The organism is Marinobacter shunpengi (genome assembly GCF_045449715.1).
Lineage (GTDB): Bacteria > Pseudomonadota > Gammaproteobacteria > Pseudomonadales > Oleiphilaceae > Marinobacter.
The window spans coordinates 14,483-38,020 of the sequence record NZ_JBJJLA010000028.1 but is presented as its reverse complement, the minus strand read 5'-3'; the positions used below and the strand labels follow the sequence as shown (position 1 = coordinate 38,020).

Below are 23,538 nucleotides of genomic sequence, written 5' to 3'. Positions count from 1 at the left end.
CTGACAGATAACACATTTGACATTGGCCCCGTTCTTCAAAAAAGGACGCGGGCCGCTTATCCGTGACTCAGAAAGGTTACACCTGCGCTTTCCTGTCCTGCCCCGGGGGTGCCGTCATAGATGTCCTGCAGAACGCCACCGGGCCAATCAATCATTTGACACTCTTTTACGGTTCACACCAATCTGCGCATTGCAACTGTCAATTATTGTGACATGATTCACATTACGTTTTCAGGCATCCAAAAGGAAGTGAACGATGCGTCCACCACAAAGGGACTATCTCCGTCCTGACCTTATCAGTGTCGAGGAACATTCAGATCTGCGCCGATCCCTCCGGATATCACCCGCAGGACTGCATGCCGAAGTTGCCTTTGAATCCTCTCCCCAGCCGAGGGAATGTCACTGCCTTAACATCAGCCACCACGGTATTGCCCTGCTCTGCGACCTGACGGACGTGATTCCGGGGGAAAGGGCCCTCCTGACTCTCTGGAACCGCGTCACTATGCTCAGGGACGTGCCGGGAACGGTCATTCGTGTCGAAGTCGCCCGGCAGTTTACCAGGCTTGCCGTCAGCTTTGATGAACAGTTCGTGGCCAATCCCGCGCTAAAGGCCCTGACCCGACCTTATTTCCCGGAACTGTTGAAGTCCGGCAATGGGTAGTGGGTCGGACGGGCTCTGGCCGGTTTCGTTTGCCTGTGTCCTGGCTGTGGCCTTACAGTGCCCATCTGTGGCTAACCGAACCCACTGAAAACATCACAAACCCATAATCCAGTCGACAGGGGAGTCCTGACCGTAGCGGTCGGGACTGAGAGTGTCCCAGTGTCCCGTCAGCGAATGCATCAGACGGAATACCAGACAGACCCTGGAACCTGATCCGGATCATTCCGGCGGAGGAAGCGCGACATGATGATGACCCACCTGGCCGCCATTGTGGCGGCACTGTGCCTTTTCGGCTGGCTGGGGCTGCGTGCCCGTAAAACCGCTAATGGCCTTGACGACTACATGACCGCCCGCAACAGTCAGGGCGCCACCACCATCGGCCTCTCTTTCCTGGCCTCCGGCATGGGTGCCTGGATACTGTTTGCACCGCCGGAGGTGGGCGCGTTTGTCGGCCCGGTCGCCCTTGCCGGCTATGCCCTCGGCGCGGCACTGCCGTTTATCGTCTTCGCCATGCTCGGCCCGCTGATCCGCAGGCAACTGCCCCAGGGGCGCAGTATCAGCGAGTTTGCGGAGAAACGGTTCGGTAAAGGCATACGCCGGTGGGTATCGCTGATTTCCGTGCTCTATATGCTCTGCTTCCTGGCGGCGGAGTTGACAGCCATTGGTGCGATTACCGGGCTGCTCTCGGACCTGAACGGCCAGATTGTGATCATTGCCGTGGCGCTGACCACCCTGATCTACACCACCTGGGGCGGGTTACGGGCCAGCCTCGCCACCGACCGCTGGCAGGCGTTGCTGCTGATGGCCTTGCTGGCCGCGGTCCTGTTTGTGGACTGGAAACACCTGCCCGCCGCGGCGCAGTCTGCCGAGCTCCCCGGCATTCCCTTCTGGAGCGCGGTCAGTGTGGCCGTTACGTTGGTGCTTGCGGTGACCGCAGCCAACCTTTTCCACCAGGGATACTGGCAGCGGGTGTGGGCTGCGCGGGACAGCGCATCGCTCTGGAAGGGGGCGATCCTCGGAGGGGGAACCACCATTGTGGTGGTCGCGGTGGTGGGCGGCCTTGGCATCAGTGCTGCCATGGCGGGGCTTGAACTGGGCACACCGCCGATCCCGTTCTTTGCACTGCTCAGTGAGGCGCCACAATGGCTGGGAGCGGTCGCCCTGGTTCTGGCCGTTACGCTGGTCGCTTCGTCGGTGGACACCCTGCAGAATGGCATCGCCTCCCTCGCGGTGGCCGAGAAAGAGGGGTTGACGCTGGCCTCCGCCCGCTGGGTGACGGTGGCCCTGATGGTGCCGGTGATTGCCGTGGCGTTGCAGGGTGTTTCGGTTCTGCGGCTGTTCCTGATCGCCGATCTGCTGTGCGCGACGGCCATTATCCCGATCCTGATGGGGCTGTGGTCCCGGGTAACGACGAGTGCGGCGATGGGCGGTGTGCTGGCGGGCCTGGTCGGTGCGATCCTGCCCGACTGGATCATGACCGGTAGCCTCTCCGAGGCTCTCTTTATCGCCAGCTTTCCTGGAGGAGCGCCGACGCTGGCGCCGTTTGCCGGCGCATTGCTGGCGTCGGGGGGCGTCACGCTGGTATGGACCGCTGTGCACGGTCGCTCTGGGGACTAGTGTCCCCGGGGCACATCGAGCTCCTCAAGAATGCTTTTCTTCAACAGGTACTTCTGAACCTTGTTGGTCGGCGTGATGGGGAGCGCCTCAATAAACCGGACATACGCGGGCTGCATGTATTTCGGCATCTGTTTTTCGGCATAGGCACGGAGTTCAGGCTCGGACATGTCCTGATCGTCGGAAAGTTCCACGAACACCGCAATATCGTCTTCACTGCCGACCCGGGCAGGTACGGGAACAGCCGCCACCGCCCGGATTTTCGGGTGGGTGTTGAGCACACTTTCCACCTCGAACGACGAAACGTTTTCGCCCCGCACCCGGAAGTACCCGCCAATTCGATCAACAAACCGATAGGTGCCATCCGCGTCCCGGACGCCGGCATCGCCGGTGTGGAACCAGAGGTTGCGCCAGGCTTTCAGCGTGGCGTCCGGCTTGTTCAGGTACTGCTGCATGATGCCGCCCGGGGTACGGGGGCGGAAGGCGATCTGCCCCACCTCTCCCACAGGCAGCGGATTGTCATTGTCATCCATGATGGCAACTTCAAGAAACGGATTTGCCAGGCCCATGAATCCTTTCGGTATGAGCCCGGTGCCTTCCACCACCATGCCACCGAGATACTCGATGCGTTCGCGCAGTGCCTGCTTGGGCATGCCCCGATACAGCTCCGGCGGCGTGCCATGCTCATCGCCAAACTGGTCAATGATCGCCAGGAAGCCACACCCCGACTCCGTTTGCCCGAAGCCGCAGCTGACAAAATCGAATCCGAACCGACGGGCGACCTCATGATGGCTCGCCGCCAGCGGCTGCATGTGGACCTTATAGAGTGTGTTGGCACGGTCATCCGGTCGGGCCGGCGCCCCCATGAGCCAGGGCACCATCACATCCATCAGTATGCAGGACGTGGCTCCACAACTGGCGATCCGGTTCCAGAAGTCGTTGGGACTGAAGCGGTTCCAGAGACCGACGGTGTTGCCCTTCCACAGGGCCCGGATCAGCAGTGCGTAGACGCCGCCCACATGGTAAAGCGGCAAATCGCAGTAAAGTACCTCGTCATCCCCGTCCATGTTGCGCAGGGGGAAGGAATACTGATTGATCCAGCGATGCCCCAATACTACGCCCTTGGCGGGCCCCGTGGTGCCGGAGGTGTAGATAATGGTGGCCGGATCGTGGGGATCCAGCGGGACATCGGGGATCGCGGTCCCGTTCTCCAGTAGCCGGGAGAGCGGATGGCAGGCGGTGCGCTTCCATGCCACGCCCAGGTCTTCATTGCCCGGGCTCTGCGAGCCGTAACCCTCCGGGAAGACGACGATATGGTCCAGATCCAGTTCATCTCCGATCTCGGAAAGCGGCTCTCCGAAAGACGGATCCGTGATCAGCACAGCCGGCCCCGTGTCGTTGATCTGGTAGCTCAGCAGCTGCCCGCGAAGATTGAAGTTATGGGGGGCGTACAGTGCACCGAGCCGCCACGCAGCGAACATCGAAATCGTCGCCACCAGCGAGTTGCTGCTGAGCACGCTGACGCGGTCGCCCTTCGCCACACCCAATGAAGCCAGGCCGGCCGCCAGGGCATCGCTTCTCTGCCGGACCTCCGCAAAGCTCAGGCCAAGGCCGGTCTCGCCATAGTAAATGAACGTTTTATCCGGCGTCTCGCCAGCCCATTCGTCGAGTTTATGAAGGGCAATGTCCCCTTCTTCAAGCAGGTGTTCGAAAAGATCGGATCTTTCCATCATCTTATTGTCTCCAATCCTGAGTCATGAATGCCCCGGACGAACGGGCCTCAGGGAACGTCAGACGCCGATGAATCCCGGTGATCGTCGCTCCCGGAAGGCCATGCTGGCTTCCCGGTGATCCGAGGTCAGTGTGCACAAGACATGGTTCTCAGCCTCGATATCCAGCGTCTCACTGATTGAAGCCTGCTCGGCCATGTTCACATTCTGCTTGATACACCCAAAGGACGTGGTGGGACCGTTGGCGAGCCCCATGGCAAGCTCAAACGCCTCTGATTCCAGGTCGCTGGAAGGGACAACGTAGCTCACCAGCCCCATATTGAGCCCCTCCCGGGCATCGAGACACGGTGACATCAACAGCAGCTCCCGCGCCTTGGCACTGCCCAGCAACCGGGTCAGGAAGTAGACACCGCCGTAGCCACCGGAGAGACCGAACCGGGCAAAACCGGTGGTAAGGCGGGTCGACTCCGCCGCAATCCGGATATCGGATGCCAGCGCCAGAGCCAGCCCCGGGCCGCTAACCTTGCCATGCAGGGCCGAAACCACCGGAATGGGAATGTCGTGGATGATCCGGGATACTTCCATCAGTCTGCGCAGGGAAGATACCCGATGGGAGAAGTCAAAGGCCCACTCGTATTCGTCGGCCATTGCCTCGATGTCCGGGCCGATACAGAAGTGCTCGCCCGCCCCGCGGATCAGGATGGCCCGCACCCGCTCGTCGCTCCGGGCATGGGATACGGCCTCCAGCAACGCTTCGGCAAGCGCCATGTTGAGCGCGTTTCTCTGCGCTGGCCGGTTAAGGGTGAGAGTGAGAAGCCCCCTGGTGAGTGATGACTGTAGAATGCAGCCCATATCTGGCCCCTTCTTGTTCTGGTTTACTCATGGAGTTGAGCCAATCTCAGCCGGAGTGGCTGTCGTGCATAATCCGGCTTGGATCTACTTCCTGGCCACGTAACTTCCTGATGATTCGCATCCCTTCATCCCGGGATGCAAACACGATTTCCCGCAGTAACCACTCCGCCCGTTCATCCTGACCGGCGGAGATCGCCTCCAGAAGTGCCCGTGAGTTCAACGCCATCTGCTGACGACGCTCCCGGGTCAGGTAATCCAGCGGCTGGCTTCCCCATAACACGCCCCAGAGGGAGTGTTTGAACAGGTCCCGCATCATCCGGCGCAGGTGTTCATTGCCACAGTTGGCGGCAACGATGCTGAGCAGTCGCCAGCATGGGGTCACGAAGACGATCGGCTCCACGTCCTGCTGTTCCGCCAGTTTCTCCAGTTCCCCGATAACTTCCGCCAGGTAGCCTATGGCCTCCGGTGTCCCGCAGCGGGCCATGTAGCGTGCCGCCAGCCCGGCCATCGCAGCCTGGACATTGAAGACATCCGCAATGGTGTTGATGGTCGGCTCAATGACATAAGCGCCCCTGCGCGGCAGTATCTCTAGCAAACCCCGCCGTTCGAGCTCCTGGATCGCGTCCCTTATCGGCCCCCGGCTCACGCCGTAGTAGGAGGCCAGCTCCTGTTCCCGGAGGGGACAACCATCCTTGAACTCACCGTCGACGATGCGCCTGGCTATCTGATCGGCAATCTGCTGTGGAACGGTTTTTGTGAGGTTACTGCGCCCTTCAAGTGCCACGTTGTTCATCAAGTCCCCTGTTCTGAAGCGCGATGGTGGTTATCAAATGCTCAGTCTAGACCAGCATCACGCTTAGTCAACAGTTAATTGTTAACAATATTAAAGGGCAAAAAACGGCCTCCCCATGGCGATCTCGGATGACCATTGGCAATGGCTACATTGCCAGGCCATACCGCCTGACGGGTTTACAGTTCGAGCATGTGTTTCGCGATGATATTACGCTGAATCTCGTTGGAACCGCCGTAGATCGACATGCTGCGCCGCCACAGATAGTTATTGGCCGCCGTCGCGGCATGGGCCGGCCCCACCGGTTCTTCCGCGCCCTCGTCCCGGAGGTACCCGGGCTGGAACGGCAGGGCGTAGTGCCCGACGGCCTGGGACGTCAGTTCGCTGATCCGTTGGGCGATCTCGGTCCCCCGAATCTTCAGCAATGACGCCACCGGCCCGGGCGCTTGCCCCGACGCCACCTGGGACAGCACCCGCAACGCCGTCACCTCCAGGGCCTGGAGTTGCGCTTCCACGCCGATCACCCGGGCATGGAACAGGGGATCATCAAGCAATGGCCGCTCATCCGAGCGCTCCTGGCTCGCAATGGCCTTCAGCCGTCGCATGGCGGCCTTGGTTACGCCAATGGCGGCGTTGTCCACCCGCTCATGTTCCAGCAGGAACTTGGCGTACGACCACCCTTTGTCCTGCTCACCAATGAGGTTTTCCTTGGGCACTTTGACGTTATCCAGGAACACCGTGTTGAAGGAGTGCGTGCCTTCCATCATCAGGATGGGCTGCACTTCGATGCCCGGGCTGTTCATGTCGATCAGCAGGAAGGAAATGCCTTCCTGGGGCCGGCCATCGCCACGGGTACGGACCAGGCAGAACATCCAGTCCGCGTAATGGGCGTAGGAAGTCCAGATCTTCTGCCCGTTGACCAGGTAATGATCCCCATGGTCCTCGGCCTGGGTACTCAACGAAGCCAGGTCCGATCCGGACTGTGGTTCCGAGTAACCCTGACACCACCACACCGTGGAGTCGCGAATACCCGGCAGGAACCGGTCCTTCTGTTCTTCCGTGCCAAAGGTATAGATGACCGGGCCCGCCATACGGGGCCCGAAGGGCTGGATAATCGGGCAGTCCATCTCTGCGGAGATCACCTCGAACAGGTAACTCTGGATGACATTCCAGCCCGGCCCACCGTATTCCTCCGGCCAGTTGAAGGTGTGCCACCCTTTCTGTCCCAGGATCTGCTGCCAGCGCATATAGTCGTCCCGGGACAGGTGCTGATCACGCCTCACCTTGCGGGCGATATCCTCGGGCAGATGCGCCCGGATGAATTCACGTACCTCGTCGGCGAACGCCTGTTGTTCCTGATTCAACCTGAATTCCATGCTCGTTCCTCACTTCTGGTGATCGCATTGCGCAATGCGATGCAGGTGCCAGTCGCTGTCGCCAAAAGTGGCGTTGATGGCGGTCAGTCGCTTGAAGTAATGGCCTACGGACAGCTCGTCCGTCACCCCCATGGCGCCATGAAGCTGGACAGCCTCCTGCGCCACGTGGCGGGCGGTGCGGGCAATCTCGACCTTGGTCAGCGAAAGCGCCCGTTTGCGGGCAACAGGATCCGGCTCCTCCATCATCATGGCGCCATAAAGCGCGATGGATCTTGTCTCCTCCTGGGCAATGAACATATCCACCATGCGGTGTTGCAGGGCCTGATTGGCGCCAAGGGGTTTACCGAACTGCCTGCGATTGCGCAGATACTCCAGGGTGGCCTGACAAAGCGCGGATACGGCGCCCACGGCTTCAGACGCCACACAGGCTATGGCCAGATCCAGCATGTACTCGATTTCGGGCAACGCCTCGCCCCGGACGCCCAACAGGGCACTGGCCGGCAGTCGCACACCGTTGAAGTGCATATCCACGGCGCCCAGGCCATCATTGGTCTGATAATCCCGCCGCTCGATACCTGGTAACTCCCTGTCCACCAGCACCAGACTGAGCCCGTCCGGCGATTTCTGATCGCCACCGCTGCGGGCCACCACAACGGTCATGTCCGCATGCTGACCGCCCATAACCAGGGATTTACCCCCCTCCAGAACCATGCCATCGTCCTGAACCTCAAGACGGGTCGCACAGTCGTCCAGTTGATATCGCGCCTGGGGCTCGGTGAACGCCACCGCCATTTGCAGCTGCCCCTCGGCAAGCGGTGTCAGATACCGGGCTTTCTGTTCATCAGTTCCCACCCTGGCGATCAGGGCTGACGCCAGCACGGTCGGCAAATACGGTTCAAGCGCCAGGGCCTGTCCCAGCCCTTCCATGACAATCGCGGTGTCCGCAACCGAGCCTCCGATACCGCCATCCTCTTCCGGTAACGAAATCGTCAACCAGCCCAGTTCAGCCATCTGCTGCCACAACTCCCGGGAGCAACCACGGCCTTCGGCCAGCCGCTTCTGCCGGTCGGGAAAGGCATAGTGCCGGCGCACGAAACGCTCGACGCTTTCACGGAGCATCTGCTGCTCCTCGCTGTAGTTCAGATCCATTACACGCCCCTTCAGTCACCCGTTCCAAGATAGAACCGCACACCGCCCACCAGGACACCCCCGTCGACCAGCGGCAGGTCGTTCCGGCGGCAACGTTCCCTCACCACCTCCGCATCGGGAACCAGGAGATCGATGCCTCCCAGTCCCTCCCCGCGACCATCCCGAGCCCGGACGAATCGCAGGCGGGCATTATCAAGCTCGATACTGAAACCGGATTCGCCGGCCACAACCGGCCTCTCCAGGATGTTTCCCCACCGATTGGCCAACGCTTCAGGCTCATCACTCTGGAGTTCGGCGCCCATCACCGCCGTGACAACATCGGTGTGAACGTGGGACTGCCAGTCCGGGCCGGCGGGGTGGTAAGCGCCCTCAAGGGGGCCGCCCTTACCAGTCTGATTGATTTCCAGCAACGCTCCGCCGGTGTCCCTGGGGTGCAGTTGCAGGCCACGGTACTCATCCACCTCCAGGGCGGCCGCGATACGGACACCAAGCGTGTTCATGCGGGCTTCCCATTGACGGATCTCGTCCGTGTCGTGAATCACCATGTAGCCACCATCCCCATTGCGGCGCTGGAGATACCGCCCTGCAGCGGTCCCCTCTTCCACCGGGGCCACCACCTCAATGAACGAGTGCCCGATCGGTAACAGCGCATTTTCCAGACCAAACTGCCCAACGCCTGGATCACGGTGGCACACCTCGATATCAAAGACCGACCGCAGGTCTTCAACCACCGGTTCAAGCTTCCCTGCCACCAGGCATAATTGACGCAGTCTCAGGAACATCGCTTCTTCTCCTCTTCTCATGGATCCCGGGCCCGCCGGCGGCAAGGTGGACAGCACCACTCGGAGCCAGCCCTTCCCAGCACCTGGCGTTGTCGGGGTCATGTCGTTTAATTTTATTTTTTATAAAATATATACTATACCTTATAGCATTCTTGGCGAACTTGTCCAAGAACAATCCGGGTCGGATATCGGCCAACGACTTGCCATAACAACAATCATCAGCCCCACACAGAAGACGCGTTCCGGTGACGCCCGTCACCAGAATCCTCATGGGGCCTGAAGGGAGGACGAACAATGCACAGGTCCAGCTTTCACGCGGCACTGGCCGCCACCATTTTCATGGGTACGGGCACGACGGCCATGGCGGAACAGATCCGCTATGCCGTCGGCGCCCCGCCAACGGCGCCTCAGGTCCAGGCGATTGAGAAGTACGCGGCGGCTGTCGAGGACAACACCAATGGCGAGCTCAGCATGAAGATCTATGCCCTCTCCCTGCTCAGCTTCGCGGAGATGTCAGATGGTATCCGGGACGGCATGGCCGATGCCGGCTGGGTGTTGACGCCATACCATTCAACGGAATACCCGCACACCAATTTCGTAGCTGAAAGTTCCATGATGCTGGAACCGTTATCCGGTCAATCGGAAGGCAAGGAAGGATGGGCGTTCGGGGGCGCGCTGACAGAATATATCCTCCATGACTGTCCACGGTGCCTGGAGGAGTTTGCTGATCAGAATCAGGTACCAACGGCAATTGTTGGTGGCACCTGGTACGGCCTGATCTGCACTTCACCCGTGAGATCCCTGGCGGATCTGGACGGAGCACGCATCCGGACCGGTGCGGCAAACCAGGCCCGGTGGGCTGAAGCCCTGAATGCGGTCCCCGTACAGATGTCCGCCAATGAAATGCATGAAGCCCTGGATCGGAACGTTGTTGACTGCTCCACCCTGGCCGTCTCGGACATACAGAATTACGGCGTCGAAGAGACCATCACGGATATCACTCCCGCCGTTCCCGGTGGCCTGTTCCCCTCTTCGGTCTTCCAGTACAACCGTGACAGGTGGAGCAGTTTCTCCACCGGGCAGCGTGAGGCCCTGTTAAGAGCCGCGGCGACCGGCGCTGCCGCCATTCTGACCCGGTACAGAAGCGACCTGAAAGAGGCCCAGAGCCTCATGACGGAACTTGGTGCCTCCTTCCACCAGGCAGACGACGAAGTCCTGGACGCGACCGCTGCCTTTATCGAGCAGGACATCAGGAACGCGGCCGATGTCTACGCACAGGAGCACGGCAATGAAAACGGGGAACAGATACTCAGCGATTTCCGGCAGCGGTTGAGTAAATGGCGTGGGCTGGTTCAGGACGTTGAAAACGAGGAAGCCCTGGCGGAGCTCTACTGGAAAGAGATCTTCTCCAGAGTCGACCCGGAAACCTACGGTGTGAAATAGCGAGGGTGCCATCGAAGGGAGCCGGGTTACCGCCCGCTCCCTTCGGTGCTACAGATGATCGATGTTGCGGGGTGTTCAGTACAGAGCCGCCACCAGGTCATAGTCCGCCGGGCGTGCCGAATGGTACCGCTCAAGATGCTGCCGCGCATCGCCCCACGCCAGATCAAGGGCGGTCACCTTCCGGAAATAGTGGCTGATGGGCGCCTCATCTGTTACGCCAATACCGCCATGCAGTTGCACCGCCTCGCTGACAAGGTAACGGGCACACCCAAGGATTTTGCTCCGAATGCCAGAGACAAAGGTACCGCGCTCGCCCTGGGGCAGGCGGTCCATTCCGGACGACAGCAACTGGAGCATGGCCCGGGAATACTCAAGCTCGATGGCCATATTCGCCAGACGGTGCTGTATCGCCTGGAAGGACGCTATCGCCTGACCGAACTGTTTTCGGGTCTGGGTATAGTCCACGGTCAGCTCAAGGGCGGCACTCATCGCACCAACGGCTTCTGCACAGGTTAACGCAGCGGCCTGGTCCAGCCCGGCCTGCACCATGGCCAGCCCGTCCCCGGCGTTGCCGACAAGCGACTCACGGCCAACGTCCACCTCGTTGAAGCGGATATCCGCAGCCCTCTGACCATCTAGGGTCTGGTACCCAACCGATTCAATACCGGCCGTTTCCTTTGGAACCAGAAAGACGGATGGCCCGTCTTCCGTCGCGACCGACACAAGCAATGTCTCGGCCATCGGAGCGGCCAGTACTGTCGACTTTCGACCGCTCAGCCTCCAGCCCCCACCGGTTTTCGAGGCACGGACATGGACCGGTGAGGGATCAAAGCGCTGATCCGGTTCCGTCCAGGCCAGCGCCAGCAACTGCTCGCCACTCATCAGCCCGGCAAACACGTCGGTAAATCTTTCCCGCTCGCCGGAGGCCGCCAGCACAGCACCGGGCGCCAGCACACCGCTGACCAGTGGTTCGACCACAAGCCCGTGGCCAAACTGCTCGAGAATCAGGAAGGGCTCCTTCCCGGATTGGGCATAGCCCTGCCAGCCCTCGGGAAAGCACGCACCGATCAGCCCCAGATCCGCCACCTGACGCCAGAACTCCCGGTCCATGGACTGACGCTCTCTGACCGTCCGGCGATAGTGCTCGAAGGGGTATTCCCTGGAGACAAAGCGTTCAACACTTGCCTGCAGCTGGGACTCGTCCTCTGTAAGCGCCAGACCTGAGGTATCCGTAGCGTCATTCATAGGTTCAGCCCCCGCTTGGCAATAATGTTGTACTGGATCTCGTTGGTCCCGCCGTAGATGGAGACGGCCCGACGGATCAGGTACTGGGACATGGCCCCCGGAGACAGATCGAGGCCATAACCACCCGACTCATGCGTCCCGGAGCCAAACAGCGGCAGGGCATGGGGGCCCAGCGCTTCAACCCAGAGGGAGGAGATCCGTTGCTGGAGTTCCGCCCCGCGCGCCTTGATCATGGACGCGGCCGCATTGGGGTCGATGCGGTAGGCGCCTTCGATAATGCGATACACCATCATTTCATGGGCGGCGAGATCGATCTCCGTCCGGGCCACCTCCAGGTCCAGCACCGTGTCGTGCGTCAGGTCATCACCCTGTTCCCTGAGCTGGCCAAGCAGCTCTCGAAGGCGCCTCAGATCCCGTTTGGACTGGGGAAGATAGGCGCTGGCGGTGCGTTCGTTCGCCAGCAGGAACTTGGAATAACGCCACCCCTGATTCTCCTCGCCAACCAGGTTCTCGACCGGAACCTTAACGTCTTCCAGAAAGACCTCATTCACATAGTGGGACATGTCCTGGGTGATGATCGGCCGCACGGTAACGCCCGGGCTGTTCATATCGATCAGCAGCATGCTGATGCCGCCCTGGTTGCTGCCGCTGCTATCGGTCCTGACCAGGCAGAACATCATATCCGCGTACTGGGCTTCACTGGTCCAGATTTTCTGGCCATTGACCACGTAATGCTCGCCGTCCGATATGGCCGTGGTTCGCAGCGAGGCCAGGTCAGAGCCCGAATTCGGTTCCGAATACCCCTGGCACCAGAACTGGGACCCATCCAGAATGGCCGGCAGATACCGCGCCTTCTGTTCTTCACTGCCAAAGGTGTAAATGACCGGCCCAATCAGATGCAGCCCGAAAGGACTCAGGCCCGGAGCCTCGGCATTGGCCATCTCAATCTCGAATACCATTCGCTTGAGTGGCGACCACCCCGCGCCTCCGTATTCCCGGGGCCAGCCCGGGGCGGACCAGCCACGCTCATGCAGGATGGCTGCCCACCGCCGCATCTCTTCCTTCGTCGGATGAAAGCCCTGCCTGGTACGCTCTTTCATATCATCGGGAAGCTTTTCCGCAACGAACTCGCGGATCTCCTCCCTGAACGGCTGGAATTCAGATAAAAAACTGTCGGGCATGAAGCCTCCGTTCTCTTCTTGTTCTCTCTTTTTTGTTCCCGAGCCTGGTTTCCTGTGGCGACAGGCACATCAGATGCCTAGCGCCCTGAGAACCTCGGTTCCCTTTTTTCCAGGAAATGCGCAACACCTTCCTTGAAATCCTCGCAGGAGAACGACTTCACCATTTCCCGGTCCGCCATCTCCCAGGAGTCGGAAAGGTCCTGGAACAGTGAGTCGAAGACCTGCCGCTTCATGACCCGGATAGATCTCGGAGAGGACTCGGTCACCAACTGTGCCGCCCAGCTCTGCACTTTCTCCAGGAAGCCCTCTTCCGGTAGCTTCCGGACCAGTCCCATCTGTTCCGCTTCAGTGGCGTCAACGGAACGCCCCGAGTAGAGCAGGTCCAACGCATTCATGGGGCCCACCAGACGCGGCAGCATCCAGGCAATGCCATGCTCCGCCACCAGTCCGCGCCGGGAGAAGGCGGTGGTCAGCTTGGTATGGTCCGCCATGAACCGCATATCGCAGAACAATGTCATGCACAGCCCCATGCCGGCGCAGGGGCCGTTAATGGCCGCCACAACAGGTTTGGTGACCCGAAGCAGATAGCTGAACCGCTGCTGGTAGTTCCTTTCGACCGGGTCGCTGTCGGCATTGCCAGGAGAGGAATCCGACGGGTGGTCCGCGTCATTACCCCGGGTCATGGCGGAGCTCAGCAGGTTCATGTCGGCGCCCGCACAGAAGCCACGCCCTTCCCCGGTAATGATGATGATCCGGATCTCTTCATTGGCGTCGGCGGTCTCCACGGCGGTTCGCACTTCCGCTTCCATGGTTGTGGTCCAGGCGTTCAGCTTGTCGGGACGGTTCAGGGCGATGGTTGCCACATGACGATCCTGACGGTAGTTAATCTCTTCAAAGTTCATCGTGCATTTCCTTCAAAAGCGGGAAAACGGGGAGGGAACATCGGACGCAGCCGGCCTACCGGTTACGAAACACCGGCGTTCGCTTCTCTACGAAGGCACTGGCCGCCTCATGATGGTCGTCGGTCTCGCCGCAACGTATGTGGCGAATCGCTTCATGGTCCAGCAGCTGCGCGAGCGTCGCACCCTGCTCGACAAAGTTGAGGTTGGCCTTGATGTGCCCCTGGGTGATACCAGGACCTTCAGCAAGCCTGGTGGCCAGCCTGTTGGTTTCCGCCTGGAGCTCGTCATCCGGCACCACACGGTTGACCAAACCCAGCTCCTTCGCCTCGTCCGCCTTGATGACAGGAGAGAGCAGCGCGAATTCCCGGGCCCGGTGGCCAAGGCGATGGACCAGGAAATAGGTACTTCCGAAATCTCCGGAGAGGGCGACATTGATGAACGCTGACGTCATCTTGAGCGTATCGGAGGCAATGATCAGGTCGCAGGCCAGGGCCAGGGACAGGCCGGCGCCGGCAACCGCCCCCCGGGTCATCGCGATGGTGGGCTTGGGCATTTCGTACAGCAACCTGGCGCTTTCCATACCCAGCCTCAGTTGCTGGGCTCTCACTTCAAGAGATGCCGGTTCAACGTCCTCCTCCGCCATCGACTGGACATCACCGCCCGCACAGAAGCCCCGGCCCGCCCCGAGCAGAACCACGACCCGGACCTCTTCGTTGACCGAAGCCCTTTCAAGCGATGTGCGTAACCTGCTGATCATGGTGGTGGTCAGTGCATTGAGTTTCTCGGGGCGATTCAGCGTAATCCAGAGGATGCCATTCTCGAGATGTTCGACGAGTTCATCCGTGGCCATAACGGTCTACCTTTTATTGTGATTGATATGAAGATTCAGGGTCAGTCCCGGGGTTTCCGATGACAAGGGACACGACGGTCGCTGTGCGCGGCGGCAGCATTTATTCTTCATTTTTTATAAAATATATAATATATTGTGTCAAGGTAACCGCTTTATAAATATCAGGGGCGCTCGTATAGTTAGCGATTGGCCAGAAAGGCAGTACCCGGAAACTGGCGAATAATCCCTGGAGCTAGGAGCTGACTGGAACCATGTTTATCAATAATGAGGAAGGCGTCAGATCAGAAAGCCTGACTCTGCAGGCATACCGGTATTTCCGCCATGCGCTTATGAGCGGTCGGTTCAGGCCGGGCGACAAAATAAAGCTCAAGGAAATCGCGGATGACCTGGGCATCAGTCAGACGCCTGTCCGGGAAGCGCTTGGCCGTCTGGTATCGGAACAGATTCTCTCCCAGGTGGACCGTCGCTCTGTCCAGGTCCCCCGCCTGTCACCGGAACGCTACACCGAAATAAGGGATCTCTGCTGGACCCTGGAAGGGCAGGCCGCCAGCCGCGCGGCAACGCTGGCGTCCGCATCGGACGTCCAGCAGCTCAAGGCGTTGCACGAGCAGTACCGTCAGGCCTGCGAAGCCGACGACCAGGCCAGGGCGACGGTGGCCAACGCCAACCTCCACCTGTTCCTGTGCGAGCTGGCTGATATGCCCATGCTCTCGCGGATCGTCCGCAACCTGTGGCTGCAGTCCGGGCCGCTCATGAACGCCATTGCCGGTGAATCATCCATCACCGCAGGGGCGCCCCATCCCCATCTTGACGTTATCCGGGGCCTGGAAAACCATGACCCGGAGCTCGCAAAACAAGGCATCCAGGCGGACATTATTGCCCTTTCCGATCCGATCATCAGAGGCCTGGGCGGACAGCCATCCGCCGAGGAACTCGCCGTGCAGTAACGACCGGGCATAATGCAGTGCCCCGATTCAGGAGCGTCAATGAACCATCAGCACAACGATTCATCACCCGTCATTGTTGATCCGCTTCCGGCACACCGGATCGACGCCGGAGCACTTGCCGACTGGCTGCGGCGGGAAGCGCCTGAAGTGGGGGCCGGTCTGACAGTGCAGCAGTTCCAGGGCGGGATGTCGAACCCGACCTACCTGCTCACCAATGCCACGGGAACCCGCTACGTTCTGCGGAAAAAACCTCCCGGAGACCTGCTGCCCAAGGCCCATGCCGTCGATCGCGAATACCGGGTCATGCAGACCCTCGGCGATACCGATGTACCAGTGCCCGGGATGGTGGCCTATTGCGACGACCCCGACGTCATCGGGGCGGAGTTTTTTGTGATGCGCCATGTTGAAGGCCGGATCATCCCGTCCGACGATATGGGCTCGGCCTCACTGGATGAGCGGGCCGCCCTGTCGCGCTCACTGATCGACACGCTGGCGTCGTTGCACCGGGTGGACTGGCACCAGGCCGGTCTGGCCTCCTACGGCCGCCCCGAGGGTTACCTGGCCCGCCAGACTTCCCGCTGGTCTTCCCAGTACGAAGCGGCCAAAAGCGATCTGCCGGCAGACTTTGATTACTCGGAAATGGACTGGCTGCGGGACTGGCTGATGGATCACAGCCAGGTTCCCGATGAGAGCGCGATCGTGCACGGGGACTACCGGATCGGAAACACCATCGTTCACCCCGAGAAGCCGGAAGTCGTCGCCGTTCTCGACTGGGAACTGTCAACCATTGGCCATCCCATCGCCGACCTTGCCTACCTGTGCCTGCATTATCACCTGCCCGGCGATTTGGGAGGCACTGCTGACCGGCCCCGGTCGGGGCTGCCAACGGAAGAGGAAATGCTTGCCCGTTACTGCGAAAAGACCGGACGCCCGGGGATTCCTGACTGGACGGTATTCCTTGCCTTCGCGTTCTTCCGGGGGGCCGCCATCGGCCAGGGTGTGGCCGCCCGGGCGGTCCGGGGCAATGTCAGCACCGGAAGTGCGGACCCTACAACCGTTGGTGCCCGGGCCCGTCGGCTGGCAGAGACGGGCGCCCGCATCGCACGCGGCCTTTAACAGGTTCCGGCGGGGCCCGCTGCCATCTCAGTCCTTCAGTAACCGCCGCAACACCTTGCCCGCCCCGGTGGCGGGCAGGGAATCCCGGAACTCAATCATCCGTGGGTACTTGTAGGCGGCCATGTTGTCCCTGGCCCAGTCGATCAGTTCCTGTTCCGTGATGCCATCAGCATGATCCGGATGGGGCACCACCACAAGTTTCACGGTTTCACCCCGTTTTTCATCGGGCACGCCGATGGCCGCGCACTGGCTAACGGCCGGATGACGCAGCATCAGCGCTTCCACATCCTCCGGGAACACGCTGTAGCCGGAGCACTTGATCATCTCCTTGATGCGACCGGTAAAGAACAGGTAGCCGTCCTCATCGAAATAGCCCACGTCACCGGTGTGCACCCAGCCGTCCCGCAGGGTTTCCGCGGTGGCGTCCGGGCGCTTCCAGTAGCCCTTGAACACACCCTGGTTGCGAATGGCGATCTGACCACTCTCGCCGTCAGGCAAGGGCTCACCGGTTTCGATATTCAGGATGCGGATCTCGTTCTCCGGCATGGGAATGCCGCAACTGCCCCACTTGATCCTTTCCTTGGGCATGAAGGTGTCCGAGGTGTGGGTCTCACTGAGGCCGAAGGCGGCCTCGTGGATCTGGCAGCCGGTCAGGGCTTTCCATTCCTCCGCCAGTTGTTCCGTGACCGGTATGCCGAAGCTGGTGGCGGGGTTGTTGCGGATGCAGCGCAGATCCCGCTGCTCGATGCCCGGCATATCCAGGATCGCCCTCAGCATGGGGGCAATGCTGTACCACATGTCACAGCGGTACCTCTCAAACGCCCGTACCACCGACTCGGGATCAAACCGGGGCAGGATAACCGTGGTCCGTTGCGCGTACACCGGCATGTAGACGCCCGAGTTCATTCCGGCAATATGGCAGAAGGGGGCGATGGCCAGCGAGCTGCCGTCGGGCTCAATCTGATTGGCCATCATGGAGGCCGCCGTCTTGTAGAGCGAGCTTCCGAAGGAGAGCATGGCGCCCTTGGGACGACCGGTGGTGCCGGAGGTGAACGTCATCAGGGAGATATCGTTCCACAGGTCAACCGGCTCGGCCTCCGCCAGCGGCTGGTAGCGTTCCAGGATCGATGACAGGTCCACCACTTCGCCCTCAACGGGATACCGCTCCCGCAGGAAGTCCGGTACGTCCAGAGTCGGCTCGTCCGGCAGGTAATCGGCGTAGGCCGCCGAGACCACAATCTCCAGCCCGGGTACGTTGGGCTGCACCCGCTGTACCGTCGCCAGCAGGTCCTCACCCACAATCACCGCACGGGTTTCGGCGTTGCTGAGCTGGTACTCCACTTCCGCATCCTTGTACTGCGGGTTCAGCGGCGACACGATGGCCCCGAGCATCTGAACCGCGTAGTGGGCCATGGGATACTGGGGGCAGTTCTGCAGGTAGAGCCCTACCCGGTCGCCCTTGCCCACGCCCTGCTCCTTCAGGAAGGCCGCCAGCCTGCGGACGGATTGCCCCAGTTCCCGCCAGGTCACATCCCGCCCATAGAAAATATAGGCCGGCCGATCCGGAATCCGGCGCTCGTTATCAAACAGGTACTCGTGGATGGGCTTCTCGCCGGCACGATAATCCACCTTCCGGGGCAGTCCGGGAGGCCAGTAACCAGTGTGTGTTGATGCGTGGTTCATGGGTTCCTCATTCATCTTTCAGCAAGCGGCGAAGCACCTTGCCGGCGCCGGTGGCGGGCAGCGAATCCCGGAACTCAACGTAACGGGGGTACTTATAGGCCGCCATGTTGTCCTTCGCCCAGTCGATAATGTCCTGTTCACTTACCCTGCCGTCATAGTCCGGTTTGAGGACCACGAAGAGCTTGACGCTCTCGCCCCGGTTTTCGTCCGGCACCCCGACGGCGGCAGACTGGGCAACAGCGGGGTGGTTCAGCATCAGTGCCTCCACATCTTCCGGGAACACGCTGTAGCCAGAGCACTTGATCATCTCCTTGATGCGGCCGGTGAAGAACAGGTAGCCGTCCTCATCGAAATAGCCCACATCGCCGGTATATACCCAGCCGTTACGCAGGGTCTGGTCGGTGGCTTCCGGCCGCTGCCAGTACCCCTTGAAGACATGGGCGTTGCCGACGACGATCTCGCCGGTCTGGCCGGTGGGCTGCTGTTCACCGGTTTCCAGGTTGATGATGCGGATGTCGTTGCCCGGCATGGGCTTCCCGCAGCTTCCCCAGTGAATGGCCTCCCGGGGCATGTAGGTGTCCATGGTGTGGGTTTCACTCAGGCCATAGGAGGCCTCATGCATCTGGCAACCCGTGAGTTGCTGCCACTCGTCCGCCAGGCTTTCGGTCACCGGGATGCCGAAGCTGGTGGCGGGATTGAAGCGCAGGGATCGCAGGTTACGGGACTGGATATCCGGCAGGCCGAGGATGGCCCGGTTCATGGGCGCGATGCTGTACCACATGTCCACCTGGTAGGTTTCGATGGCTTTCACGGTAGTTTCCGGATCGAACCGGGGCAGGATCACCGTGGTCCAGCGACCGTAGACGCCCGCGTATACACCCAGGCACATACCGGCAATGTGGCAGAACGGGGCAATGGCCAGGGAGGTACTGCCGAGTTCCAGCTCATTGGCCTGGAACAGTGCCGCGGTCTTGAAGGTCGCCGCCCCCACCGGCAGCATGGCGCCCTTGGGGCGGCCGGTGGTGCCGGAGGTAAAGGTCATCAGGGCGATGTCGTTGTCAAAGTCCACCGGCTCCGGTTGGTCGATCGGCCGGGCCTGGTCGATGGCCGTCACCAGGTCCACGGTCCCCTTGGGGGTGACGGGGCCGCCGGCCATGTCCTCCGGCACTGGCAGTGTCGGCGTCTGAGGCAGGTAATCGGCATAGCGGGTGGTCATCACCAGGCCCAACTTACCAAGCCGGTCCCGCACGGCTTCCACCATGGGATAGAGATCGCTACCGCAGATGACCGCCTTCGCTTCGGCGTTATCCAGCTGGTACTCCACCTCCGCCGCCTTGTATTGCGGGTTCAGCGGGGTGATCACGGCGCCCAGCATCTGGATAGCGTAGTGGGCAATCACATATTGCGGGCAGTTCTGCAGGTAGAGCCCGACATGATCACCCTTGCCAATACCCTGCTCCCTGAGGAAACCCGCCAGTCGCCGGGTCGACTCCGCCAGTTCCCGCCAGCTGATTTCCCGGCCGTAGAAAATGTAGGCGGCCTGGTCCGGGGCCTCCTCGGCGTTGAGCAGCAGGTAGTCATGCATCGGCACCGGACCATGGCGATAGGTCACCTGTTCCGCCGCTTCTGGAAAATGTGCGTTGGAAAGCGTCATTCATTGCTCCTTGTTCTTATGCGTTTTCCCCGGGGTCAGAGGCCCTTCATGGTGGGGTCCAGGGCCACGCGCAGTGACTCGCCCAGGGTGTTGAACGTCAGGGCGGTGACCATGATCGCCAGGCCCGGGGCGTACATCTGCTCCGGTACAATCTCCATGTTCATATAGGCCCGGGCGAGCATCTGGCCCCAACTGGGGTCCGGGGGCTGCACGCCCAGCCCCAGGAAGCTGAGGCTGGCTTCGGCGAGCAGGGCCACCGCCAACAGCAGGGTGCATTGCACGATCACCGGTTGGATGGCGTTCGGGGTCACGTGCCGGATCAGTATCCGGGAGACCGGGGCGCCGAAGCAGCGGGCGGCATCCACATAGAGCTCCTCCCGCACCACCAGCGTCCGGGCGCGTATCAGCCGAGCCAGATGGGGAGAGAACACGATACCGACAGAGATCATGGCGTTGGTCAGACCGATGCCCATGGCTCCGGTGACGGCAACCGCCAGCACGATGGCGGGGAACGACAGCAGGGTATCGATGATACGGCTGATGCCCGCATCAACCCAGCCACCCAGGAAACCGGCCAGCAGGCCCACGGGCACCCCGATCAGCAGGGCCACACCTACCGCCAGGAAGGCGGCGTAGACCGACTTCGAGGCACCGTGGATCAACCGGCTCAGCACGTCCCGGCCCAGGTCATCAGTGCCCAGCCAGTGGGCCATACTGGGTTCCAGCAGGATCTTGCTGTAGTCCTGCTCGGTCGGCGAATAGGGGGCGATCCAGGGCGCAAAAATGGCAATCGCGATGATCAGCAGCAGTACCACAAGGCTGGTCGCTCCGCGTTTGTCGCGTCGGCACCACTGGCCAAACTTGCGGAACAGCGAATCTTCCTCGACCACCATTTCAGGTGCGGAGGCATGTGCATGGCTAGTCATACCTGTTTAATCCTCGGATCCAGTACGGTGTAGAGCAGGTCAGTCAGCAGGTTTACCAGTATCACGGTCACCACCATGGCCAGCACGGCCCCCTGGACCACCGGGAAGTCCGATTCCAGCACGGCCTTGACGATGGTGTTCCCCATACCGGGAATGGCGAACACGGTTTCAACCACCACGGTGGCCGCCAGCGCCTTGTTGAACAGCAGGCTGATGACCGTCAGCAGGTTGACGCTGACGTTCTTGAGGCCGTGCTTCCACAGGATGACGGCGGGTGACAGCCCCTTGGCATGCAGGGTGCGGACATACTGGGAGCCGTGAATCTCCACCAGGGAACTCCTGAGCTGTCGGGTCACCTCGGCAACACCGTTGGTGCACAGGGCGATGGCCGGCAGGGTGGCGAACCAGATCGCCGACGACAGGCTCTCACTGGGCGCGGTAAAGCCGGTGGCCGGGAACCAGTTCCAGCCGAGGGCAAACACGGACACCAGCACCATACCCAGCCAGAAGTTGGGAACGGCCACGCCGAGGGAGGTGACGCCCATGATGGAGCCATCCAGCCGGGAGTTCGGCCGGCTTGAGGCGAGGATGCCCAGGGGCACCCCGACGACGACCGACAGAAGCACCCCGTAGACAACGATAAACAGGGTGTTCGGGAACACCCGGGCAATGGTATCCAGCACCGGCTCGCCACTGAGCAGGGATTCACCGAAATCCCCCTGCACCGCGTTCATTAGCCAGTTGCCATACTGCACAAGGAAGGGCTGATTCAGGCCATACAGCTCCCGGATTTCCTCGATCCGCTCCTCGCTGGCGTTCTCCCCGGCAATGGTGATGGCAATATCCCCGGGCACCAGTTGCAGCAGGGAAAACACCAGGAAGGTGGCAAGAATCATGATAGGAATCGCCTGCACCAGGCGATTCAGCAACATGAGCTGTTTACTCCGAGACATGATAATCGGTCCGTTGTGGATGGTGACAGACACCGGCCAGGCAGGGCCCGCGACACCCGGTCACGAGACTCCCACCCTTCCGGTCAACGGCTTCAGCCTTGCAGGTAGACGTGTTCGAACTTGGGCTTGCCCAGCAGGTTCGTCTGCAGGTTCCGCACCTTGGGCGCCGATGCCATGATGTCCTCCCGGAATGCCAGGGGCACCACCAGGGCGTTCTCCATCACGATGCGCTGGATCGTCGAGAAAGCCTGCTTCCGTTCTTCCAGATCGTCGGTGCTACGCGATGCCCGGATGGCGTCCATCAGGCCGTCGGGAGGGGTAACCTTGCCCGCGTTGAAGTAGGAATCGCCTGCGTACAACAGGGCATAGGTCAGTGACGGATCAGGGCGCCCCGTCCAGGCCGATACCAGGAAATCGCCTTCCCCGCGGGCGAAGTAGGCGGCGGACATGTCCGAAATGGTGCCTGTGGTGAAGCGTCCACGTATGCCGGCTTCGGCCAGCATGCCCATGATGATTTCCTGACGCTGGACCGACCCCTGGTCGTTGTAGCCTCGCATATCCAGTTCGATGCCATCCGGGTAGCCCGCCTCTTCGAGCAGTTTTCGGGCCTTCTCCGGGTCATGGGGATAGAGCTCGGCCACCTCGGCGTCATAGGCCCAGTGGGAGGACGGCAGGTTCATGTAGGCAGGCTCGCCGGCCCCACGCATGGAAGCGCGCACCAGCGCCTCACGGTTGATGGCGTGGTTCAGGGCCTGGCGAACCTTGACGTTGCTCAGGGGGCCGCTGGCGTGGTTCAGGTAGATCTGGTAGCAGTAGACGGTGGGGCCAAAGGTGCCTTCAACACCACCGCCACGCTCGATCATGGCCTTCTGGCGGCCATCGAGATGATAGGCCAGGTCATTCTGGCCGGACCTGACGGAGCGCAGGCGGGTGGCACTGTCGGTGATGATGCGGAACGTAATGCCATCTACAAGGGGCCGTTCCTGGTCCCAGAACTCCGGGTTGCGCTCCAGTACGACGCGGTCGCCGTCGTTCCACTCGACAAACTTCATCGGACCGGCACCCACCGGATTCCGGTCATGATCTTCGCCCAGCTTCTCCAGCGCGGTTGGCGACACCATCATGCCGGCACGGTCGGACAGCACCAGCGGCAGGGAGGTGTCCGGATTCTTGAGATGAACCGTAACCTGGTAGTCACCGGTCACTTCAACGCTCTCTACCGATGCCAGGTCCGAGCGGATGTTGGATCTTGAATCCGTGCGGTTGCGGTCCAGGTTGAACTTCACCGCTTCTGCGTCCAGGCGGGTGCCGTCATGGAATTTGACACCCTCCCGGAGGTTGAGAACAAGCGTCTGTGGATTCGGAAATTCCCAGCTTTCGGCGAGGCCGGGGCGGGGCTCCAGGGTGTCGTACTCCCACTCCACCAGGGTGGCGAACACCGGGAACAGGAAGATGTGATCCGAACCGGAGCCACCCGTGGCCGGGTCCATGCTCGACGGGTTGGCCGCCGCGCCAACGCGCAGCACGCCACCATTGTCCTTGACCTTGGCCATCAGCGCAGACGGCCCGGCCATCGCGGCCACCGCCGCCACGCCGGTCAGCATGCCCAGGAACTCACGGCGACGGAAGGTAAAGCCGTCGGCTTCTGAAACGATGGGGTTCTCGTTGTTTTTCATGGGGGCGC

General features: G+C 61.2%; 20 protein-coding genes. 5 read left to right on the top strand and 15 right to left on the bottom strand.

Annotated elements, in window-relative coordinates; all coding sequences use genetic code 11:
• The first annotated feature begins 256 nt into the window (after window positions 1-256).
• Window positions 257-661 (top strand): PilZ domain-containing protein, encoded by a 405-nt coding sequence (locus ACJO3T_RS19530; protein ID WP_406979565.1) that lies wholly within the window; start codon window positions 257-259, stop codon window positions 659-661.
• Window positions 662-904: 243 nt separating this feature from the next.
• Entirely contained in the window at window positions 905-2,278 is a 1,374-nt protein-coding gene (locus tag ACJO3T_RS19525) for a sodium:solute symporter family transporter (protein ID WP_406963631.1), read from the top strand.
• Here the strand turns inward: ACJO3T_RS19525 and ACJO3T_RS19520 are convergent.
• The 6 genes from ACJO3T_RS19520 to ACJO3T_RS19495 all read right to left on the bottom strand — a co-directional run bounded on the left by ACJO3T_RS19520 (window position 2,275) and on the right by ACJO3T_RS19495 (window position 8,954).
• Window positions 2,275-4,008: an AMP-binding protein gene (locus ACJO3T_RS19520; RefSeq protein WP_406979563.1), complete on the bottom strand. Its 1,734-nt coding sequence runs from the start codon at window positions 4,006-4,008 to the stop codon at window positions 2,275-2,277. The two genes, ACJO3T_RS19525 and ACJO3T_RS19520, sit on opposite strands and share 4 nt — an antisense overlap.
• 57 nt (window positions 4,009-4,065) lie before the next feature.
• Entirely contained in the window at window positions 4,066-4,857 is a 792-nt protein-coding gene (locus ACJO3T_RS19515; protein ID WP_406979562.1) for an enoyl-CoA hydratase-related protein, read from the bottom strand.
• A 46-nt stretch (window positions 4,858-4,903) separates the two neighbouring features.
• Entirely contained in the window at window positions 4,904-5,650 is a 747-nt protein-coding gene (locus ACJO3T_RS19510; protein ID WP_406963628.1) for a GntR family transcriptional regulator, read from the bottom strand.
• A 176-nt stretch (window positions 5,651-5,826) separates the two neighbouring features.
• On the bottom strand, window positions 5,827-7,023 hold the full coding sequence (locus ACJO3T_RS19505) for an acyl-CoA dehydrogenase family protein (protein ID WP_406963627.1): 1,197 nt from the start codon (window positions 7,021-7,023) through the stop codon (window positions 5,827-5,829).
• Window positions 7,024-7,032: 9 nt separating this feature from the next.
• Window positions 7,033-8,172: an acyl-CoA dehydrogenase family protein gene (locus ACJO3T_RS19500; protein WP_406979561.1), complete on the bottom strand. Its 1,140-nt coding sequence runs from the start codon at window positions 8,170-8,172 to the stop codon at window positions 7,033-7,035.
• Window positions 8,173-8,183: 11 nt separating this feature from the next.
• Entirely contained in the window at window positions 8,184-8,954 is a 771-nt protein-coding gene (locus ACJO3T_RS19495) for a VOC family protein (protein ID WP_406979560.1), read from the bottom strand.
• Window positions 8,955-9,248: 294 nt separating this feature from the next.
• Here ACJO3T_RS19495 and ACJO3T_RS19490 point away from each other — a divergent pair, with 294 nt between their 5' ends.
• Window positions 9,249-10,397, top strand: a complete 1,149-nt coding sequence (locus ACJO3T_RS19490) for a C4-dicarboxylate TRAP transporter substrate-binding protein (RefSeq protein WP_406979559.1) — start codon at window positions 9,249-9,251, stop codon at window positions 10,395-10,397.
• Window positions 10,398-10,472: 75 nt separating this feature from the next.
• Here the strand turns inward: ACJO3T_RS19490 and ACJO3T_RS19485 are convergent, their stop codons facing one another.
• The 4 genes from ACJO3T_RS19485 to ACJO3T_RS19470 form a co-directional block, all read right to left on the bottom strand.
• Window positions 10,473-11,642 (bottom strand): acyl-CoA dehydrogenase family protein, encoded by a 1,170-nt coding sequence (locus ACJO3T_RS19485; RefSeq protein ID WP_406979557.1) that lies wholly within the window; start codon window positions 11,640-11,642, stop codon window positions 10,473-10,475.
• Window positions 11,639-12,823 carry an acyl-CoA dehydrogenase family protein gene (locus ACJO3T_RS19480; protein ID WP_406979556.1) on the bottom strand — a complete coding sequence of 395 codons (1,185 nt, stop codon included), beginning with the start codon at window positions 12,821-12,823 and terminating at the stop codon, window positions 11,639-11,641. The genes ACJO3T_RS19485 and ACJO3T_RS19480 overlap by 4 nt, the downstream gene beginning before the upstream one ends.
• Before the next feature lie 77 nt (window positions 12,824-12,900).
• Entirely contained in the window at window positions 12,901-13,725 is an 825-nt protein-coding gene (locus tag ACJO3T_RS19475) for an enoyl-CoA hydratase (RefSeq protein WP_406963621.1), read from the bottom strand.
• Between the two features lie 55 nt (window positions 13,726-13,780).
• Window positions 13,781-14,575, bottom strand: a complete 795-nt coding sequence (locus ACJO3T_RS19470) for an enoyl-CoA hydratase (RefSeq protein ID WP_406963620.1) — start codon at window positions 14,573-14,575, stop codon at window positions 13,781-13,783.
• A 251-nt stretch (window positions 14,576-14,826) separates the two neighbouring features.
• Here ACJO3T_RS19470 and ACJO3T_RS19465 point away from each other — a divergent pair, with 251 nt between their 5' ends.
• Window positions 14,827-15,522 (top strand): GntR family transcriptional regulator, encoded by a 696-nt coding sequence (locus ACJO3T_RS19465; RefSeq protein ID WP_406963619.1) that lies wholly within the window; start codon window positions 14,827-14,829, stop codon window positions 15,520-15,522.
• A gap of 39 nt (window positions 15,523-15,561) precedes the next feature.
• Window positions 15,562-16,638: a phosphotransferase family protein gene (locus ACJO3T_RS19460; RefSeq protein WP_406979555.1), complete on the top strand. Its 1,077-nt coding sequence runs from the start codon at window positions 15,562-15,564 to the stop codon at window positions 16,636-16,638.
• A gap of 27 nt (window positions 16,639-16,665) precedes the next feature.
• On the opposite strand, the gene ACJO3T_RS19455 is transcribed toward ACJO3T_RS19460, so the two are convergent.
• The 5 genes from ACJO3T_RS19455 to ACJO3T_RS19435 all read right to left on the bottom strand — a co-directional run bounded on the left by ACJO3T_RS19455 (window position 16,666) and on the right by ACJO3T_RS19435 (window position 23,530).
• Window positions 16,666-18,321 (bottom strand): AMP-binding protein, encoded by a 1,656-nt coding sequence (locus tag ACJO3T_RS19455; protein ID WP_406979553.1) that lies wholly within the window; start codon window positions 18,319-18,321, stop codon window positions 16,666-16,668.
• Window positions 18,322-18,328: 7 nt separating this feature from the next.
• Window positions 18,329-19,975 (bottom strand): AMP-binding protein, encoded by a 1,647-nt coding sequence (locus ACJO3T_RS19450; protein WP_406979552.1) that lies wholly within the window; start codon window positions 19,973-19,975, stop codon window positions 18,329-18,331.
• Between the two features lie 35 nt (window positions 19,976-20,010).
• Window positions 20,011-20,901, bottom strand: coding sequence for an ABC transporter permease (locus ACJO3T_RS19445; protein ID WP_406963615.1), 891 nt, complete (start codon window positions 20,899-20,901; stop codon window positions 20,011-20,013).
• On the bottom strand, window positions 20,898-21,833 hold the full coding sequence (locus ACJO3T_RS19440; protein ID WP_406963614.1) for an ABC transporter permease: 936 nt from the start codon (window positions 21,831-21,833) through the stop codon (window positions 20,898-20,900). Before ACJO3T_RS19440 ends, ACJO3T_RS19445 begins: the two co-directional genes overlap by 4 nt.
• Window positions 21,834-21,946: 113 nt before the next feature.
• A complete protein-coding gene (locus ACJO3T_RS19435) occupies window positions 21,947-23,530 on the bottom strand; it encodes an ABC transporter substrate-binding protein (protein WP_406963613.1) in 1,584 nt (527 codons plus the stop codon).
• Window positions 23,531-23,538: the final 8 nt, after the last annotated feature.

Excerpts from the sequence above, each read along its gene's own strand:
- ACJO3T_RS19530 (WP_406979565.1), top strand. The coding sequence starts at position 257 with ATGCGTCCACCACAAAGGGACTATCTCCGTCCTGACCTTATCAGTGTC.
- ACJO3T_RS19525 (WP_406963631.1), top strand. The coding sequence starts at position 905 with ATGATGATGACCCACCTGGCCGCCATTGTGGCGGCACTGTGCCTTTTC.
- ACJO3T_RS19520 (WP_406979563.1), bottom strand. The coding sequence starts at position 4,008 with ATGATGGAAAGATCCGATCTTTTCGAACACCTGCTTGAAGAAGGGGAC.
- ACJO3T_RS19515 (WP_406979562.1), bottom strand. The coding sequence starts at position 4,857 with ATGGGCTGCATTCTACAGTCATCACTCACCAGGGGGCTTCTCACTCTC.
- ACJO3T_RS19510 (WP_406963628.1), bottom strand. The coding sequence starts at position 5,650 with ATGAACAACGTGGCACTTGAAGGGCGCAGTAACCTCACAAAAACCGTT.
- ACJO3T_RS19505 (WP_406963627.1), bottom strand. The coding sequence starts at position 7,023 with ATGGAATTCAGGTTGAATCAGGAACAACAGGCGTTCGCCGACGAGGTA.
- ACJO3T_RS19500 (WP_406979561.1), bottom strand. The coding sequence starts at position 8,172 with ATGGATCTGAACTACAGCGAGGAGCAGCAGATGCTCCGTGAAAGCGTC.
- ACJO3T_RS19495 (WP_406979560.1), bottom strand. The coding sequence starts at position 8,954 with ATGTTCCTGAGACTGCGTCAATTATGCCTGGTGGCAGGGAAGCTTGAA.
- ACJO3T_RS19490 (WP_406979559.1), top strand. The coding sequence starts at position 9,249 with ATGCACAGGTCCAGCTTTCACGCGGCACTGGCCGCCACCATTTTCATG.
- ACJO3T_RS19485 (WP_406979557.1), bottom strand. The coding sequence starts at position 11,642 with ATGAATGACGCTACGGATACCTCAGGTCTGGCGCTTACAGAGGACGAG.
- ACJO3T_RS19480 (WP_406979556.1), bottom strand. The coding sequence starts at position 12,823 with ATGCCCGACAGTTTTTTATCTGAATTCCAGCCGTTCAGGGAGGAGATC.
- ACJO3T_RS19475 (WP_406963621.1), bottom strand. The coding sequence starts at position 13,725 with ATGAACTTTGAAGAGATTAACTACCGTCAGGATCGTCATGTGGCAACC.
- ACJO3T_RS19470 (WP_406963620.1), bottom strand. The coding sequence starts at position 14,575 with ATGGCCACGGATGAACTCGTCGAACATCTCGAGAATGGCATCCTCTGG.
- ACJO3T_RS19465 (WP_406963619.1), top strand. The coding sequence starts at position 14,827 with ATGTTTATCAATAATGAGGAAGGCGTCAGATCAGAAAGCCTGACTCTG.
- ACJO3T_RS19460 (WP_406979555.1), top strand. The coding sequence starts at position 15,562 with ATGAACCATCAGCACAACGATTCATCACCCGTCATTGTTGATCCGCTT.
- ACJO3T_RS19455 (WP_406979553.1), bottom strand. The coding sequence starts at position 18,321 with ATGAACCACGCATCAACACACACTGGTTACTGGCCTCCCGGACTGCCC.
- ACJO3T_RS19450 (WP_406979552.1), bottom strand. The coding sequence starts at position 19,975 with ATGACGCTTTCCAACGCACATTTTCCAGAAGCGGCGGAACAGGTGACC.
- ACJO3T_RS19445 (WP_406963615.1), bottom strand. The coding sequence starts at position 20,901 with ATGACTAGCCATGCACATGCCTCCGCACCTGAAATGGTGGTCGAGGAA.
- ACJO3T_RS19440 (WP_406963614.1), bottom strand. The coding sequence starts at position 21,833 with ATGTTGCTGAATCGCCTGGTGCAGGCGATTCCTATCATGATTCTTGCC.
- ACJO3T_RS19435 (WP_406963613.1), bottom strand. The coding sequence starts at position 23,530 with ATGAAAAACAACGAGAACCCCATCGTTTCAGAAGCCGACGGCTTTACC.